This is a genomic window from Mycobacterium sp. SMC-21 (assembly GCF_045310825.1).
Lineage (GTDB): Bacteria > Actinomycetota > Actinomycetes > Mycobacteriales > Mycobacteriaceae > Mycobacterium.
This window is the reverse complement of the sequence record NZ_JBJIAO010000002.1, coordinates 136,907-153,841: the sequence shown is the minus strand read 5'-3', so window position 1 is coordinate 153,841 and position 16,935 is coordinate 136,907. Positions and strand designations below refer to the sequence as shown.

Genomic DNA, 16,935 nt, shown 5'->3' with positions numbered 1-16,935 from the left:
ATCACCTTAGGACATGGCGGTCCTAGGCCGTCGAGCTGTGGGCCGAGCCGACGAGCAGCGCCCGCAAATGCTGATTGACCTGCTCGGGACGTTCCAGGTTTGCACAGTGACCGCCGCCCAGTTCGACGAACGACCACAGATTCGGCACGCTCCTGGCGATCCGGCGGGACGCCGCGATGGGCAGCAACCGGTCCTTGGTGCTGCCGATGACCAACGTCGGCACCGTCAGGTTGTCCAGTCCGATGTGATGCGCATCGAGGTTGTCCACCAGAGCGTTCACCCATCCATTACGGCCGGCCGCGGAGGTGCCCATGAACAGTTCGTAGACGTAGTCGGCGACGGCAGGGTCGGCGTCACGTCCGACGGCGATCATGGCGACGAACTGGCGCGCCGCTTTCCGCGAACCCGGCACCAGCGGAGCCCCGCCGAACGTCTTCAGGATGCGTCCGGCGGCGTAGGCCCGGGACTTGGCCAGCGAGTTCGGGACCTGTGCCAGCTGGACCAACTTCAGCAGGTCGCCGGTCGTGGTGTTGATCAGGGCGACGGCGTCCGCACATTCGGTGACACGCTGCGGGTAGCGCTGTGCCCAGGACGTGATGGCGATGCCGCCCATCGAGTGCCCGGCGATGACGGCCCGCTCCCCTGGCCTGAGCGTCGCGCTCAGCACCGCATCGAGATCGGCCGCGAGAAAATCCAGGTTGTACTTGTGACGGCCTTTGGGAGCGGCACTCTGGCCGTGCCCGCGGTGGTCGTAGGCAATGACCCGGTAGTCGGTCGCCAGCTCCGCGATCTGGTTGCCCCACACGCCGATGGCGCAGGTGATGCCGTGGGCGAACACGATCGGCTGCCCGTGTTCGGGACCGAACACCTCGGCATGCAGCCGGGTGCCGTCGACGGCCTTGATCTCCATGGCACGGCCTGGTGGCAGGGGCGCGGGACGTCCGGGTCTGACCAGCTTGGATGAGGTGAAGGCGGTCATACTGCTCCGTTCGGGTTCGGCGACGTTGCCGGCGGGACATCCCGTACCAGCGAGCCTACCTAAATAACCAGCACGGGTTTGACAGCGCGACCGGCCGCGGCGTCGGACCAGGCGTCGGCGAAACGGTCGAACTGGTAGGTCCGCACCAGTTTGTCGATGGGCAACTCACCGCGGAGGACGTGCCCGGCGAGCCGCGGGATGAAGGTGTGCGGCTCGCTGTCGCCTTCGATGACCCCTTGCAAGCGGAGCCCGTTGGCCAGGATCAGGCCGACGGGCAGTTCCGCGGTGAGCGCACCCAGCCCGACGAGCGCGAGCGTGCCGCACTTGCGCAGCATGCTCAGCGCGGTGCTGATGACGTCGCCACGCGCGGTGGTGTCAACGGCCAGCGTCGCGCCACCGCCGGTGAGTTCCATGATCTCGGCAGGCAGGGTCTCCGAGGCCGAGTCGACGGCTCCGGTCGCACCCAATTCGATTGCCAGCGAACGTCGTTCGGCAATCGGATCGACCGCGATGATCGCGCGGCACCCGGCGATGCGGGCACCCATCACCGCCGAGAGACCGACCGCGCCGGCGCCCCACACCACCACCACGTCGTCGGGCCCCGCCGCCAGGGTGTTCAGCACCGCGCCGACCCCGGTCTGCACACTGCAGGCCAGCGGCGCCGCCAACTGAGCGTCGATGCCGTCGGGCAGCACCACGACATTCGACGTGTTGGCCAGCGCGTGCGTGGCGAAGCTGGACTGGCCGAAGAATCCACCGCGAACGGGCTGACCAGCCAGCCGCAGGGCGCTCGACTCGTCACCGCGGTCGCCGGCCATGTTCAGGCGTGTCGCGTTGTCGCAGTAGGCCGGCGTGTCGGACGAGCAGGCGGCACACTGCGCGCAGCTTGCGAAGGTCAGGACGACCCGACTGCCGACGTCGATGCGGGCGTCCGGGCCCGCGGCCAGCACGGTGCCCGCGCCCTCGTGGCCGAACACCATGGGCAGTCGCTTCTCCGGCCAGCGCGCCGCCGTACTGATGTCGGTATGGCAGATGCCCACCGCGCTGATGCCGACCAGCACCTCGTTGCCCTGCGGTTCACGAATCTGGACGTCGGTCAGTTCGGGGGTCGTACCCGGGCGGAGCAACACTGCGGCACGTGCGTCGATCATCCACGGATGGTAGGTCGACGGTAATCTGCGCCGGGTGACCGGGATCGACAACCGTCGGGTGCCGCGCGGGTGAAGCATCGTGATCTGCCGCGGTGGTCCGTGCCCTTCGTCTTTGTCACCGGTGCGGCGTCGCAGTATCTCGGCGCCGCGATCGGCGTCTTCCTGTTCTCGACCACGCAACCGGCGACGGTGGCCTGGCTGCGGGCCGCGGCCGGCGCGCTGGCGCTGGCGGCCTGGCGCCGGCCGTGGCGGATGCGGCTGACCCGCCGCCGGGTCACGATCGCGACATTGTTCGGGCTGATCACCGTCGGCATGAACATCGCGTTCTACGAGGCGTTGGCGCGCATCCCCCTGGGCACTGCCGTCGCCGTGGAATTCATCGGGCCCACCCTGGTGGCGACGCTCGGCTCACGCCGACCGCGGGACCTCCTCGCGGCCGCGCTCGCCGCCGGCGGCGTCGCGCTGTTGGCCGGCATCGAATTCACCTCCGAACTCGCCGGAGTGGCGTGGGCACTGGCGGCCGCGGCTTTGTGGGCGGGCTACATCCTGGTGGGCAAACGCGTGGCGGACGCGCACGGCGGGCTGGACACTCTCGCACTCGGGATGTCCACCGCTGCAGCCGTTTTCGCACCGATCATCATCGGCCTGCAGGCCCACACGAACGCTGCGGTGTTCTTCGACGCCCGCACCTGGCTGCTCGGCCTGGGCGTCGGGTTGCTGTCGACGGCCATCCCCTACGGCCTCGACCAGGTCGTCCTCCGCCAGGTCGGCCAAGCGCGGTTTGCGATCCTCCTGGCGCTGTTGCCGGTGACCGCCACCATCATCGGCCTGACAGTGCTGCATCAAGTGCCGGGCATCGGCGAGATCACCGGCATCGGATTGGTGGTGGCCGGCCTTTTACTCGGTGCCCGGGGCGGACGCTGAAGGCGGCATGCGACAGTGACAGTGACTCACCGACAGCCCCACAGGAGAAGAGCACCATGCGCGCCATTCAGATCGCCCGGTTGGACGGCCCGTCAGCAGCCGAACTGAAGGAGATTCCCGAACCTGACGGCACCGGCGCCGTGGTGATCGAGGTGCACGCCGCCGGCGTGGCCTTCCCCGACACGCTGCAGTCCCGCGGTCTGTATCAGCACAAGCCCGAGTTGCCGTACACCCCCGGCGCCGAACTCGCGGGCGTGGTGCGCAGCGCGCCCGAGGGCGCGCACGTCGTGGCCGGCGACCGCGTCGCGGCGTTGACCATGCTGTCCGGCGCGATGGCGGAAGTCGTTGCGCTACCGGCCGACCGGGTCTTCAAGCTGCCCGACACGGTGTCGTTCGAAGCCGGCGCCGGACTGCTGTTCAACGACCTGACAGTGCACTGCGCGCTGCGTACCCGCGGCCGCCTGACGCCCGGCGAGACCGTACTGGTCCACGGCGCCGCCGGCGGTATCGGCACGTCGACGCTGCGGTTGGCGTCGGCGTTCGGGGCCGCCCGCACCATCGCGGTGGTGAGCTCACAGGACAAGGCCGAAATCGCCCGTGCTGCCGGAGCTTCCGACGTCGTTCTTGCCGAGGGCTTCAAGGACGCGGTGCGCGAGCTGACCGGCGGTCGGGGTGTCGACCTGATCCTCGACCCGGTTGGCGGCGACCGGTTCACCGATTCCCTTCGCTCACTGGCCCCCGGCGGCCGGCTGTTGGTGGTCGGGTTCACCGGCGGCGATATCCCGACGGTCAAGGTGAACCGGCTGCTGCTCAACAACGTCGACGCGGTGGGTGTCGGCTGGGGTGCGTGGGCCATGACCCACCCGGGTTACCTCGCCGAGCAGTGGGAGGAGCTGGAGCCGCTGCTGGCCTCCGGCGCGGTGATCCCGCCGGTGCCGGAGGTTTATCCGCTGGAGCGGGCCGCAGACGCCATCGCCTCGCTGGAAAACCGTTCCGCCAAGGGCAAAGTGGTCGTCACGTTGCGCTGACGGGCAGCACCAGCCGGGACTGCCCGCCGTCGCCGTGTGCGACGGTGTGCACCGAGGGCACCATCCGGGTTGCGGTCCCCAGCGGGTCGCCGGTGCCCAGATTGCGCGCGAACCGCGGGAAACAGCCGCCGGCGACCAGCAGGCGGATCCGGTGGCCGGCGGCGAACCGGTACGCGGTGGCGTCGAGCTCCAGGCGCAGCAGCGCTTCGGGGGCGTCAGCCGCGGTGAGCCGCAGGTAGCCGTCCGTGACGTTGGTCGAATGTCCATCGGGCGCAACGTCACTGATGCGCACGAACACGTCGGCATGCGGATTGTCGGTCCGGTGGTCCAGCTCGACGTACGGGGTTCCGATGACGTCGAGGTCGGCGGGCAGCACGGGGCTGGTGAAAGACAGGACGTCGGACCGCTCGGCCAGCGCGGTGTCGTCGATGTAGCCCGACTTGCCCGAAACCAGAAGGCGCCCACCGATACTCGGTGTCGGGTCGGCCGGGTCGTAGACGAACGTGGACGGCGCCCCACTGTCCGGTGGAGTCTCGGCCAGCGCCGCGCCGGGATGCAGGTGCCACACCCGTTCGGCGGTCGGTGGCGGCCACTCCTGCATGTCAAGCCGGTCACCGCCGGCGACGCAGATCCGCACCGGAGCCGCGGCGCGGCGCGAGCCGTCCAGCCACAGCACGGATTCCTTGATGGCCTCGGTGCCGCCGGAGCCGTGCGTCCACGGCCCGACGGTCAGGGCCACCTCGACGCCACGGGCGCGCAGCCGCCGGTACTGCTCGAGTGTCTGGTCGACGAACACGTCCTGCCAGCCGGTGATCAGCAGTACCGGGCCGCGCAGGTTGTCGAGTGCGGCCGCCACACCGTTCTCGGCCCAGTACGGCGACGACGGGTCCGGCTGTTCGAGCCAGGCGTTGAACCACGGGGTGCGTCCGCCCAGTAGTTCGGCGGCGGCCGGATCGAGCGGCAGCGTCTCCAGCACCGGCTTGAGCGTGCGCGGTGTTGCCATGCCACGGAGGATCTGACGGATCCAGCCACCGCGGTGCTGCCACGCCACCTGATAACTCCAGCCGAGGAAATCGCCGAGTGCGAATGACCCGGTGCTCCACACCGAATGACCGAAATCATGAGGCGCCATGGTGATGACCGACGTGGTCAGGTCGGCAGGTTGGTCGACGAGGAGCGCCAGCTGGGTGAAACCGAGGTAGGAAGCGCCGACGGTGGCGAATTCTCCCCCGTACCAAGGCTGTTCGCGCAGCCACTCGACGGTGTCGGCGCCGTCGTCGACCTCGTGGCGACCGGGCTCGAACGCACCGTCGGACCCGAAGGTGCCGCGCGTGCTCTGCAGGACGACGTGGAAACCCTGCCCCGCGTACAGCCCGGCGAACACCCGGTTGGGCAGGCCGTCGCGGCCATAGGGCCCGCGCATCAACAACGTGCCGGCGGGCTTGCGGGTCCGCGGCGCGTAGTGATCGGCCAGCAGCACCGCGCCGTCGCGCATCGGCACCGGCAGCGACCGTTCCACCCGGAAACTCTTGGCGCGCGGCAGACCCAGTCGGCGGGTCAGTGCGCGGGCGCCGAGCCATGCCGGGGTGTCGCGTCGCACGTCACACTCTCCTCGTCCTGTCGTAGGGCCTTGGACCATTTTCCACGGCGGGACCGGATCCACAGCAATTGAGAGCCGGAACTGTGACCTGTTCGACCACTGGCGATTTGTGCACGATTTTCCGCGGCTGTCGCGGAAAATCGTGCACAAATCGCTGGAAGGCGGGCTAGAAGGCGGCGTTCTCCAGCTCCATGACGTCGGTGTCGAGGGTCTCGATCACCTCACGCACCGAGGTCAGCAGCGGCAGCATGTTCTTGGCGAAGTACTTCGCCACCGCCACCTTGCCGGTGTAGAACGCGTGGTCGCGTTCGGCGGCGCCGTCGAGCGCGGCCTGGGCGATCTGAGCGGCCAGGATCAACCGCCAGCCGATCATCAGGTCGCCGACCGCGAGCAGGAACCGCACCGAACCCAGGCCGACCTTGTACAGCTGCTCGGGATCGCCCTGGGCTGCCATGAGGTAACCGGTCAGCGCCGCGGCCATGGCCTGAACGTCGGCCAGAGCCGTTGCCAGCCGGTCGGTTTCAGGCTTGAGATCCGGTGCGGCGCCGTCGATGGTCGCGGTGATCTGGCTCGACACGTGGGCCAGCGCCGAACCCTGGTCGCGGATGATCTTGCGGAAGAAGAAATCCAGCGACTGGATGGCTGTCGTGCCCTCGTACAGGGCGTCGATGCGGGCGTCGCGGATGTACTGCTCGATCGGGTAGTCCTGCAGGAACCCCGAGCCGCCGAGAGTCTGCAGTGATTCGGACAGCATCTCGTAGGCGCGTTCGGAGCCCACGCCCTTGACGATGGGCAGCAGCAGGTCGTTCACCCGGTGCGCCAGATCGGCGTCGGCACCTGAAACAAGCTGGGCCACATCATCATTCTGGTACGCCGCGGTGTACAGGTAGACCGACCGCAGCCCTTCGGCGTACGCCTTCTGCGTCATCAGACTGCGGCGCACGTCGGGGTGCTCGATGATCGCCACACGCGGGGCGGTCTTGTCGGCCATCTGGGTGATGTCGGCGCCCTGGATGCGTTCCTTGGCGTAGGCCAGCGCGTTGAGGTAGCCGGTGGACAGGGTACCGGCGGCCTTGACCCCCACCGTCATTCGCGCGTTCTCGATGACCTTGAACATCTGCGCGATGCCGTTGTGCACGCCGCCGACGAGGTAGCCGATGGCGGGCTTGCCGTGGGCGCCGAACGTCAGCTCACAGGTGGGCGAGGACTTGATGCCCATCTTGTGCTCGAGGCCGGTGACGTAGACGCCGTTGCGCTCGCCCAGTTCGAGAGTCTCGGGGTCGAAAAGGTAATTCGGTACGAAGAACAGGCTCAGACCCTTGGTGCCCGGCCCCGCGCCTTCGGGCCGGGCCAGCACCAGGTGGAAGACGTTCTCGGCGGTGTCACCGACGTCGCCGCCGGAGATGAAGCGCTTGACGCCTTCGATGTGCCACGTGCCGTCCTCCTGGGCGATGGCCTTGGTGCGTCCCGCGCCGACGTCGGAGCCGGCATCCGGCTCGGTCAGCACCATGGTGCCGGCCCAGCCCTTGTCCATCGCCGTGCGTGCCCAGTGCTGCTGCTCCTCGGTGCCCACCTCGGCCAGCGTGTGAGCCATCGCCGGCCCGAGGCCGTACAGGAAGGTCGCCGACGGGTTGGCCGAGATCAGCATTTCCTGGGTCGCCCACACCAGCGCCGCCGGTGCGGGCGTCCCACCGGCCCGCTCATCGAGTCCCAGCCGCCACCACTCGGCTTCCTTGACCAGCCGGACCGTCTTGGCCAGGTCCTCCGAGATCGTGATCCGGTGCTCGTCGGGAAGAAACACCGGCGGGTTGCGGTCGGCCTCGACAAACGTCTCTGCGGCAACATCTTCGGCCAGCTTCGAGACCTCGTCGAGGATCGACCGCGCCGTATCGGCATCGAGATCGCCGTACGTGCCCGCATCCAGGGCCGCACCCAGCGGTAGCACTTCGAAAAGATTGAATTCGATATCGCGCAGGTTGGCGATGTAGTGACTCACACGGCAAAGGATCCGCGCCGGCCCGCAAGGTACGCAACCGTAGGTAGCGGCAACCTACGGTTACGCAGCCGAAGGGTGCGAGGTCACGCCGCCACGTGACCTCCGTCACATGGTGCGTCGTCGAGGATTTGTGCACGATTCTTCGCGGTCGGCGCGGAAAATCGTGCACAAATCGCGGGTGACTACAGCTGGACGACGACGCTCTTGTTCTTGAGGTAGGCCTCGAGCCCTTCACGACCGAACTCCTGGCCCCAGCCGGACTGCTTGTAGCCGCCGAACGGCAGGTCGTGGTCAAAGACCAACTGGCAGTTGACCTGAACGCTGCCGGCCTGCAGGCGCTTGACGATGCGGTGCGCCCGGCTGACGTTGGTGGTCCACGCGGTGGCCGCCAAGCCGTAGCTGGTGTCGTTGGCCATGGCGACGGCCTCGTCTTCGGTGTCGAACGGCAGGATGCTGACCACCGGCCCGAAGATCTCCTGCTGGTACAGGCGCATGCCGGGGTCGACGTTGGTCAGGACGGTCGGGTGCACGAAGTAGCCCTTGCGGTCCAACCGGTAGCCGCCGGCGACGATCTCGACGCCGTCGTTCCTGCCTTCGTCGATGAAGCCCAACACCCGGTTGAGCTGTTTGGCACTGATCAGCGGGCCGCTCATCACGCCCTCTTCATCCGGCCCGCCGTACTTCATGAAGTTGGCGACGTTCGCGATACCCTCGACCACCCGGTCGTAGACGCCGCGCTGCACGAAAATCCTTGAGCCGCAGACACATCCCTGCCCGGAGTGGATGAAGATGCCCATGGCCGCGCCGAAGATGGCCTTGTCCAGGTCGGCGTCGTCGAAAATCAGTACCGGCGACTTGCCACCGAGCTCCAGCATGACCTTCTTCAGATTGCCCGCCGAGGCCTTGACGATCTCCTTGCCAACTTCGGTCGAGCCCGTGAAGGCGACCTTCTCGACGTCAGGATGCGCGGTGATGGCGGCGCCCGCGGTGTGGCCGTACCCGGTGATCAGGTTGACAACCCCCTCTGGCACGCCGGCCTCGTGAATCAGCCGATCGAGCAGCAACGCCGAAAGCGGAGTCTCCTCAGCGGGTTTCACCAGGCTGCTGCAGCCCGCGGCCAGCGCCGGGGCGATCTTGGCGCAGGCGTTGAAGATGGGGCCGTTCCACGGGAAGATCAGGCCGACGACGCCGTAGGGCTCACGCAGCGTGTAACCGTGCTGGTCGACGTAGGCGTCCGAGGCGATGCCGCTGGTGCGGATGTCGTAGGCGGTGCCGTTGATCTTGGAACACCAGCCGGCGTAGTAGCGGAAGAACTCGGCGCACGTCGGCACGACGAGTTCGGACTGCATCTTCATCATGCCGGTGTTGGCCGAGTCGATGGCCGCGAACTCAGCGGTGTGCTCGTCGATCAGGTCGGCGATGCGCCACAGGATCTTGGCGCGTTCCCGGCCGGGCAGTCCGGACCACACACCGGCCTCGAAGGACGACTTGGCGCGGGCGACGGCCTCATCGACGAACTCGGGCCCGCAATCGGTGAACTCGCCGATCTGCTCTTCGCTCACCGGATCGATGATCGGGATGAGCTCACCCGTACCCGGGCGCTTCTGGATGTCCTCCAAGACCGACTGCAGCGTCATCGCGTGCCTCTCATCGTCAGCGAGCGCGCGCCCGGGGGTGGGCACGCAACAAATGCTGTGCAGTTGCTTAGCATTGTCGCGATCAGGTCGTCAAGAGTGGCTCACGTCGGCAGGTTGTCTGGAAAGATCGCAGCTGTGTCTGCCGGCCACGACTACACCTCCCCTGACCTGGCACGCAGCGCCCTGGTGCTGATCGACGTGCAGAACGATTTCGTCTCGGGCCCGTCGCAAGTCGACGGCACCGCCGAACGGGTGCCCGCGATGGCCCGGCTGCTCGCGGCGTTCCGCGCGGCGCACCGGCCGATCGTGCACATCGTGCGGCTGTACGTCCCCGGCGGCAGCGATGCCGACCCACCACGCCGGGCCGCCATCGAGTCCGGGAAGCAGATCGCCGCCCCGCACACCGACGGAGCCGCGGTACCCGGGGAACTGCTGGCACATCCCCTCGACTACGACTCGCTACTCGCGGGCGGCGTCCAGCACGTGGCGGCGGGCGAGGTCGTCATGTTCAAACCACGGTGGTCGGCGTTCTACCGCACGGCGCTGGAAGAGCATCTGCGCGACCTCGCCGTCAACACCGTCGTGGTGGCCGGCTGCAACCTGCCCAACTGTCCGCGCGCCACTCTGTTCGACGCCTCCGAGCGGGACTTCCGCGCCGCGCTGGTCACCGACGCCACCTCGCAGGTGACGCCCGAGCGGCTCGCCGACCTGGCGCTGATCGGCGTCGAGACGCTGACCACCGCCGACGTCGAGCAGTTCTTCCAGGCCGCTGCAACCTCACAGGAACGCCAGTGAAGAATTCACGGGGTGAGACCGCACAGTAAGACGCGCCCCTGACCGCCCTCGCGATCACCGCGGTGCTGCTGGCCGGCATCGCCGCGGGAGTGATCAACGCCGTGGTCGGCTCCGGCAGCCTGATCACCTTCCCTGTACTGATGGCCGTCGGTTACCCACCGCTGGTCGCCAACATGTCGAACTCCGTGGGACTGGTGCCGGGCAACTTCACCGGCGCTTACGGCTACCGGCACGAGCTCGGCGGCCAGGGCCCCCGCATCCTCCGGCTCGGCGTGGTCTCACTGGCCGGGGCGATAGTCGGTGCGGTGTTGCTGCTCAAACTGCCGCCCGGCGCATTCACCGCGGTCGTACCGTGGCTGATCCTGCTGGCCGGCGCACTGGTCCTGGTGCAGCCCGCGTTGCGCCGCGCGCTCGATGCGCGCCGCGGCGCGCCGCGGTCCACCGACCATGCCGCGCCGCTGTACGCGGGCGTGTTCGGGTGTGCGGTGTACGGCGGCTATTTCGGTGCGGCGCAAGGCATCATCATGATGGCCCTGTTCGGATTGTTCGTGTCAGAAGATCTGCAGCGCCTCAACGGCGTGAAGAACATCTCTGTGGGATTGGTCAATTCGGTCGCGGCCATCATCTTCATCGTCGTCGGCCAGGTGGCGTGGCTACCGGCGCTGCTGCTGGCCGTCGGTTCGACCATCGGCGGCTACATCGGGGCGAAGATCGGACGCCGCCTGCCCCCCAACGCCTTACGCGCCTGCATCGTCGTCGTCAGTGTCGTCGCGTTCACCGTCATGATGCTGCGGTAGCGGCGCGCCATCGCCGAATTCGTCACCGCTAACACGCAATAACCGACTTTTGGTATGTCACGATTCGAAAGCGCCGGGCCCAGCTAACGAGCGGATGGGGTGCCGGTGTGTCAGCATGAACCCGTGAGGCCAAGCAAAAGCAGAAGCCGCATCAGAAGCCTGACTACGGCCGCAATCCTGGTGGTACCGCCAGGATTGATCTCCGCGGCCCTACCGCAGACAGCACACGCGGCCGAATGCCCCGACGCCCAGGTCATATTCGCCCGCGGCACCGATGAAGCGCCCGGACCCGGCGGGGTCGGGACGGCGTTCATCGATTCGCTGCGCACCGCCATCAGCCCGAAAACCCTTGACGTGTACGCGGTCGACTATCCCGCGACCACCGACTTCCCCACCGCCGTCGACGGAATCCGTGACGCGCGTAGGCAAATCGTGACGACCGCGGCGGCCTGTCCCCGGACCAAGATGGTGCTCGGCGGGTTCTCGCAGGGCGCCGCCGTTGCGGGCTTCGTCACCGCCGGCACCATTCCCGACGGCGTCTCCGTCGCCGAAGTGCCGACTCCCATGCCACCCGACGTCGCGGATCACGTTGCCGCCGTAGCCTTGTTCGGCAAGCCCTCGCCACGGTTCATGCGCGCCATCGGCTCTCCCGCTGTCACGGTCGGCCCGGTCTACCAACCCAAAACCACCGATCTCTGTGCCCCCAACGACCTGGTGTGCGACGCGCACGGATCGAGCTTCGACGCCCACAACAGTTACGTGGACAGCGGATTGGTCAACCAGGGCGTGAACTTCGCCGTGAGGCAACTGCAGGCGGGGTGGGCGGCCGACGCACTGGCCGGACCCGCGCCGTGGTCATCGACGACGATCCAGGCCGCCGATCAGGCCGGGCGCGGTCGGCCCGCGCCCGCCGGGACTCCGCCGTCCACCGCGGCGCCGGCCCATATGCCGGCGAGCGCACCGTGGCTCCCGGGACCGGAGCAGGCCGCGACGGCACCGGACGCAGCGCCGGCCCCGTAGCCGCTACCGGAACTGCACGCCACGGCGCCGCACCCACCAATCGGCAAACAGTGTCCCGGCGATCCACGCACCGACCGCGATACCAAGGTGCACAGCGCTTTTGGTGTCGCGGCCGAGGACGGGACCGAAAACATGGGCGACGGCGTTCGGTAGCTTCCGCCACAATTCCCGGTGCTCCACCCCGCCGACCGGGTCGGCGACGAAATACAGAACGTACGGCAGCACCAGCGACGACAGCCAGAATGCGATCCGGCGCCGGTCGTGACGCTGGCCCCACCGCTGCACCAACCGCACTTCAGCAACCGGCAGCAATACGGACACCGCGTTGCCGACGCCCAGCCAGGACACGATCGGCACCGCGACATTCGGGATCGTCACACCGAGCCGGGCCGGAGTCTCCAACCAGACGGTGAGCACCGCGGCAACCACGAGCGTCGGAAGTCCGACGAGAATCAGCAGCGCCAGGTTCTTCTGCAGCAATATCCGCCATGGCGACACCGATTCGGCCAGCCGCTGCCGGACCCGATCATGGTCGGCGCCAAGCACATTGGTTGTCGTGGTGTCGGCCAGCACGAACGACGAGAAGTACGTGCCGACCAGGATCACCCAATCGTGGTGATGCCGTCCCCCGGAGGTCAGCGGCTCCACGGCAAGCCACAGCAGGGCGAGAACGACGTTGGCCGCCACGCCCAGCAGCCAGGTGCGCGGCGGCGTGAAGGCCCAACGCACTTCCGACCACACTGCGGGCAACATCGTCCATCTCCACCGTCAACGCCCCGTCCGCCGCGGAGCGCGTGCGACGATACCGGCAACAAACGTTGCGGTTCCTGTGAGCGCAGTGCCGCCGACACAGATCCGAATGGGAGCGTATGGCGGAACCGCACGGCACCGATCCCAGTGCCCACATTCAGCTGATCGTCGACCTGCTGGCCCGATCGCTGAATCGCGCGGTCCTGCTGGACGACACGGCGATGACGCCCATGACCTTCAGCCGCCAGCTGGGGACCGTCGACGACGTGCGGATGCACAGCCTCCTCGAGCGCACCACGAAACCCGAAGTCATAGCAGAGCTTCAGGCCCTCGGAATCGATGACGCCGACCCAGGCGTCGCGATTCCGCCGCTGCCCCAGTACGCCATGGTGGCGCGGTACTGCGTGCCGGTTCGATCGGCCGCGAATCATTTCGGCTACCTGTGGGTGATCGACCCGGAGCAGTCACTGAGCGCGGCCGAACGTGCACTGGCGAACCAGGCCGGCGCGGATCTGGTGGCGGTCCTGGATCGGCGCCAGACCGCCGAGCGGGCCGTCGAGTCCGCGCGTCAGGCCCTGCTGAGCCGCCTGTTGGCGGCCGGTGCGGGCGAGCCGCTGAACGCGGTGCTCCTCGAGCTCAGCGCCCAGGGCATGGCACAGCCGGACAGCCTGCTCACCGTCTTCGCGTTCGTCCCGTCCGGGGACGCCGCGGAGACCGAGCAGCGTCTCACCGCACTACGCCTGCGGCTGTCCACCGTCGAGCGAACGCACAACTGGTTCATCCTGCCCGGCAATCCCGTGAGCATCTTCGCCTTCTGCCCCGCGCACGTGCGGGTCCCGCCGCAGCGACTCGCCGAGACCGTGACCTCGTCGATCCGGGCCACCTTCGATGACGCGCCGGTCATCGGCTGGTCCGGTAGCCGGCTGCCCCTGGCCCAGGCCGCCCAGTCATTTCGGGATGCCCGTCTGGCCTGCACCCTGGCCGCCGCGGGCGCCGGCCCGGGCGAGGCGGCGCTCGACTGGACCGCGGCCGGGTCGTGGCGGGCGGTCGCGCTGCTCGCCGACAGCCTCGCCGATGCTCCAGACGAACTCGACGCGCTGATCCATCCGGGCGTCGCGGCGCTCTTGGCCGAGGGACGCGACGACCTCATCCAGACGCTCGAGGCCTATCTGTCTTCTGGCGGCGATGCCCGGCGCGCGGCCGACACCATGCACCTGCATCGCTCGACGCTGTACTACCGCTTGGAGAAGATCACCCAGGCTCTCGTGACGACGTCACCGACCTCACCGACGGCGAAGCCCGCTTCGACCTCATGCTCAGCATCCGGCTGGCCCGACTGCGCCGCCGCTGATACCAGGCGCCGGCGGCCTTCCGACTGCTGTCGGAAAAACGGCCGGATGTTCCGACAAGATGGCGCCTCCTTTGGCCCCCGCGTGCCGTGCTGACCGGCTTAGTATTCGCACACACCAAATAGTGGTGCAGCTCACATCTGTCGCTGGGCGTGGGCTGAAAACGCCCTGACAACGCCGTCGGGGCAGCGCGAAGGAGACGACGTGAGCGGGACACCGACCCTCAACAAGGCACTGAGCCAACGCCAACTGTCCATGATCGCCATCGGGGGCGTGATCGGTGCCGGGCTGTTCGTCGGCTCAGGTGTCGTCATCAAAGACACCGGCCCCGGCACGTTCATCACCTATGCGCTCGCCGGCGTGCTGATCATCATGATCATGCGGATGCTCGCCGAGATGGCGGTGGCCAATCCGTCGACCGGCTCGTTCGCCGATTACGCCCGCAACGCCTTGGGCAACTGGGCCGGCTTCTCGATCGGCTGGCTGTACTGGTACTTCTGGGTGATCGTCGTCGGATTCGAGGCGATCGCCGGCGCGAAGATCATTCGGTACTGGCTGCCCGCGGCACCGATATGGCTCACAGCCCTACTGCTGTTGATCGCGATGACGGCGACGAATCTGTTCTCGGTGTCATCGTTCGGCGAGTTCGAGTTCTGGTTCGCCAGCATCAAGGTCGCGGCCATCATCGTGTTCATCGGACTGGGCTCCTGTTTCGTGCTCGGTCTGTGGCCGCACAAATCCATGGATTTCTCCAACCTGACCGCGCACGGCGGGTTCTTCCCGCTGGGCTCGTCCGCGGTCACCGTCGGTGTCGTCACCGTGATCTTCTCGATGGTGGGCGCCGAGATCGCGACCATCGCCGCCGCCGAGTCCACCGACCCCGAGCGCGCCGTCGCCAAGGCCGCCAACTCGGTCATCATGCGCATCGCCGTCTTCTTCGTCGGCTCGGCGTTCCTGCTGGTGACCATCCTGCCGTGGAACGGCAAGCAGCTCGCCGCGTCGCCGTTCGTCTCGGCCTTCACCGCGATGGGTATCCCCTACGCCGACCACATCATGAACGCGGTTGTCCTGACCGCAGTCCTGAGCTGCCTGAACTCGGGCATGTACACCGCCTCGCGCATGCTGTTCGTGCTGGCCGCCCGCCGAGAGGCGCCCGCCCAGCTCGTCTCCGTCACCCGTCGCGGCGTTCCGGCGGCCGCCATTCTCACATCGTCGGTCATCGGGTTCCTGGGTGTCATCGCCTCGGCCTTCTCGCCCGATTTCATCTTCAAGTTCCTGCTGGATTCCAGCGGCGCGGTCATCCTCTTCGTCTACCTCTTGATCGCCATCTCCCAGATCGTGCTGCGGTACCGCAACGGCGGCGACAAGCTCAAGGTCAAAATGTGGCTGTTCCCCGTGTTGTCGATCATCACGGCGCTGGCGATGACCGCCATCCTGGTTCAGATGTACGTCCAGGGCGGAGACAACCGAAGGGCCCTGACGCTGAGCCTGCTGTCCTGGGCCGTGGTGATCGGGCTGTTCTTCGCCAACCGCTGGTTCAACTCCCGCCGGCCGGTCCCGGAGCCCGTCATCGCGACCGAGCGGCCGCACCGAGTGCTGGTGCTGGCCAACGAAACCGTCGGCTCCGAGGAGCTGCTCGACGAACTGCGCGCCATCGGCGCCGACAACGCCACGACCTATCACGTCGTGGTGCCGGTCAGCCCGATCGAGACCGGCGCCGCCGCCTCGCACAGCCCCCTCGATGTCTGGGAGGCCACCAAAGTCCTTGCCCAGCAACGTCTCGACCAGACGCTGGCGGCGCTGCACTCGGCGAACCTGGAGGCCGACGGCAAGCTGGGCGACTACCGCCCGCTGCGCGCGCTGGCCGCCGGCGTCGACGAATTCCACCCGGATCAGATCGTCATCGCGACAGAGCCACCGGAACAGTCGATCTGGCACCGCTTCGATGTGGTCGACCGCGCCCGGTCCGACTACAACATCCCGGTGACCAACGTGATCGCGATGACTCCCGCCGAGGAGCCTGTCGCGTGACGATCATCGCCGGGTTCAGCGCCTCCCGGCAGGGCAGCGCCCCGATCAACCTCGCTGTGCAGATCGCGAGGACCACGGGCGAGAAGGTCATCGCGGCAGCGGTTCTCGAGCGCTCGTGGCCGCCGCGCAACGACCCCGTCGAGGAGGAATACCTGCGCCACGTGAAGGCGCAGACGGCCCAGTCCTTGCAGGCCGTCGTCAACGGCCTCCCCGGGCGACCGGACGTACCCACGCTGGTTCACGAATCCGGCTCCATCCCAACCGGTTTGCTCGAGCTCGCGCAGGAGTTCGAGGCCCGCGCCGTGGTGCTCGGATCGTCGTCGTCCGGCCTGCTGGGACGCGTGGCTCTCGGCAGCGTGACGGAGCGGCTGGTACACACCGCGCAGGTGCCGGTGGCGATCGCGCCGCGCGGATACGCCTTCAGCCACGAACCTATCCGCCGCCTCACCGCGGCCTACGGCGGCGAGGCCGACACCAACGGATTGATCCGGGCGGCCGCGGAGCTGTCGAAGGACTGGAATGCCCAGCTGCGGATCGTGGCGTACACCGTGCGGCCCGCGTGGGCATTCGGCGGGCCCTCGCTCGAGGCGGGTGCCGAGGACATGGTGGTCGCGCAGTGGTCGAAACGCACCGCCGACGACGTCACCAAGCAGCTCAACAGAATTCGCGAAGATCTGGCCGTGCCCGATGTGGACATGGTCGTCAGCAGCGGGCGAGATTGGCAGCAGGCCGTGGAGAACACGGGCTGGGCATCAGGTGATGTGCTGCTGCTCGGGTCGGGCGCGGCCGGGCAGTCCGCCCGGGTGTTCCTCGGATCGGCAGCGGCGAAAATCCTGCGTCATTCACCGGTCCCGGTGATGATCATGCCGCGCGCCTGA

General features: G+C 67.9%; 14 protein-coding genes. 8 read left to right on the top strand and 6 right to left on the bottom strand.

Annotation, left to right across the window (positions count from 1 at the left end; translation table 11 throughout):
• Window positions 1–22: 22 nt before the first annotated feature.
• Together ACJH6H_RS02620 and ACJH6H_RS02615 are read right to left on the bottom strand one after the other, a co-directional pair.
• Window positions 23–979 (bottom strand): alpha/beta fold hydrolase, encoded by a 957-nt coding sequence (locus ACJH6H_RS02620; RefSeq protein ID WP_406774184.1) that lies wholly within the window; start codon window positions 977–979, stop codon window positions 23–25.
• Between the two features lie 59 nt (window positions 980–1,038).
• The gene (locus ACJH6H_RS02615; RefSeq protein ID WP_406774183.1) at window positions 1,039–2,130 is read right to left on the bottom strand and encodes an NAD(P)-dependent alcohol dehydrogenase; all 1,092 of its coding nucleotides are present in this window, start codon (window positions 2,128–2,130) and stop codon (window positions 1,039–1,041) included.
• Between the two features lie 69 nt (window positions 2,131–2,199).
• On the opposite strand from ACJH6H_RS02615, the gene ACJH6H_RS02610 reads away from it, so the two are divergent.
• Together ACJH6H_RS02610 and ACJH6H_RS02605 are read left to right on the top strand one after the other, a co-directional pair.
• Window positions 2,200–3,054 carry an EamA family transporter gene (locus ACJH6H_RS02610; protein ID WP_406774182.1) on the top strand — a complete coding sequence of 285 codons (855 nt, stop codon included), beginning with the start codon at window positions 2,200–2,202 and terminating at the stop codon, window positions 3,052–3,054.
• A gap of 56 nt (window positions 3,055–3,110) precedes the next feature.
• A complete protein-coding gene (locus ACJH6H_RS02605) occupies window positions 3,111–4,082 on the top strand; it encodes an NADPH:quinone oxidoreductase family protein (RefSeq protein WP_061006332.1) in 972 nt (323 codons plus the stop codon).
• On the opposite strand, the gene ACJH6H_RS02600 is transcribed toward ACJH6H_RS02605, so the two are convergent.
• The 3 genes from ACJH6H_RS02600 to ACJH6H_RS02590 form a co-directional block, all read right to left on the bottom strand.
• On the bottom strand, window positions 4,069–5,721 hold the full coding sequence (locus ACJH6H_RS02600) for a CocE/NonD family hydrolase (RefSeq protein WP_406774181.1): 1,653 nt from the start codon (window positions 5,719–5,721) through the stop codon (window positions 4,069–4,071). The two genes, ACJH6H_RS02605 and ACJH6H_RS02600, sit on opposite strands and share 14 nt — an antisense overlap.
• A gap of 127 nt (window positions 5,722–5,848) precedes the next feature.
• Window positions 5,849–7,678, bottom strand: a complete 1,830-nt coding sequence (locus tag ACJH6H_RS02595; RefSeq protein ID WP_061006330.1) for an acyl-CoA dehydrogenase — start codon at window positions 7,676–7,678, stop codon at window positions 5,849–5,851.
• A 182-nt stretch (window positions 7,679–7,860) separates the two neighbouring features.
• A complete protein-coding gene (locus ACJH6H_RS02590; RefSeq protein ID WP_061006329.1) occupies window positions 7,861–9,315 on the bottom strand; it encodes an aldehyde dehydrogenase in 1,455 nt (484 codons plus the stop codon).
• A gap of 135 nt (window positions 9,316–9,450) precedes the next feature.
• Between ACJH6H_RS02590 and ACJH6H_RS02585 the strand changes: the two genes are divergently transcribed.
• The 3 genes from ACJH6H_RS02585 (at window position 9,451) to ACJH6H_RS02575 (ending at window position 11,927) form a co-directional block, all read left to right on the top strand.
• Window positions 9,451–10,110, top strand: coding sequence for a cysteine hydrolase family protein (locus tag ACJH6H_RS02585; RefSeq protein ID WP_162563619.1), 660 nt, complete (start codon window positions 9,451–9,453; stop codon window positions 10,108–10,110).
• Between the two features lie 62 nt (window positions 10,111–10,172).
• A complete protein-coding gene (locus ACJH6H_RS02580) occupies window positions 10,173–10,907 on the top strand; it encodes a sulfite exporter TauE/SafE family protein (protein ID WP_406774180.1) in 735 nt (244 codons plus the stop codon).
• Window positions 10,908–11,087: 180 nt separating this feature from the next.
• A complete protein-coding gene (locus ACJH6H_RS02575) occupies window positions 11,088–11,927 on the top strand; it encodes a cutinase family protein (protein WP_406774179.1) in 840 nt (279 codons plus the stop codon).
• A 3-nt stretch (window positions 11,928–11,930) separates the two neighbouring features.
• On the opposite strand, the gene ACJH6H_RS02570 is transcribed toward ACJH6H_RS02575, so the two are convergent.
• Window positions 11,931–12,680, bottom strand: a complete 750-nt coding sequence (locus ACJH6H_RS02570; RefSeq protein ID WP_406774178.1) for a hypothetical protein — start codon at window positions 12,678–12,680, stop codon at window positions 11,931–11,933.
• Window positions 12,681–12,796: 116 nt separating this feature from the next.
• Here ACJH6H_RS02570 and ACJH6H_RS02565 point away from each other — a divergent pair, with 116 nt between their 5' ends.
• From ACJH6H_RS02565 to ACJH6H_RS02555, 3 genes are all read left to right on the top strand, one after another.
• Window positions 12,797–14,122, top strand: coding sequence for a PucR family transcriptional regulator (locus tag ACJH6H_RS02565; RefSeq protein ID WP_406774177.1), 1,326 nt, complete (start codon window positions 12,797–12,799; stop codon window positions 14,120–14,122).
• 108 nt (window positions 14,123–14,230) lie between these two features.
• Window positions 14,231–16,057 carry an amino acid permease gene (locus tag ACJH6H_RS02560; protein ID WP_318984183.1) on the top strand — a complete coding sequence of 609 codons (1,827 nt, stop codon included), beginning with the start codon at window positions 14,231–14,233 and terminating at the stop codon, window positions 16,055–16,057.
• Window positions 16,054–16,935, top strand: a complete 882-nt coding sequence (locus ACJH6H_RS02555; RefSeq protein ID WP_318984182.1) for a universal stress protein — start codon at window positions 16,054–16,056, stop codon at window positions 16,933–16,935. Before ACJH6H_RS02560 ends, ACJH6H_RS02555 begins: the two co-directional genes overlap by 4 nt.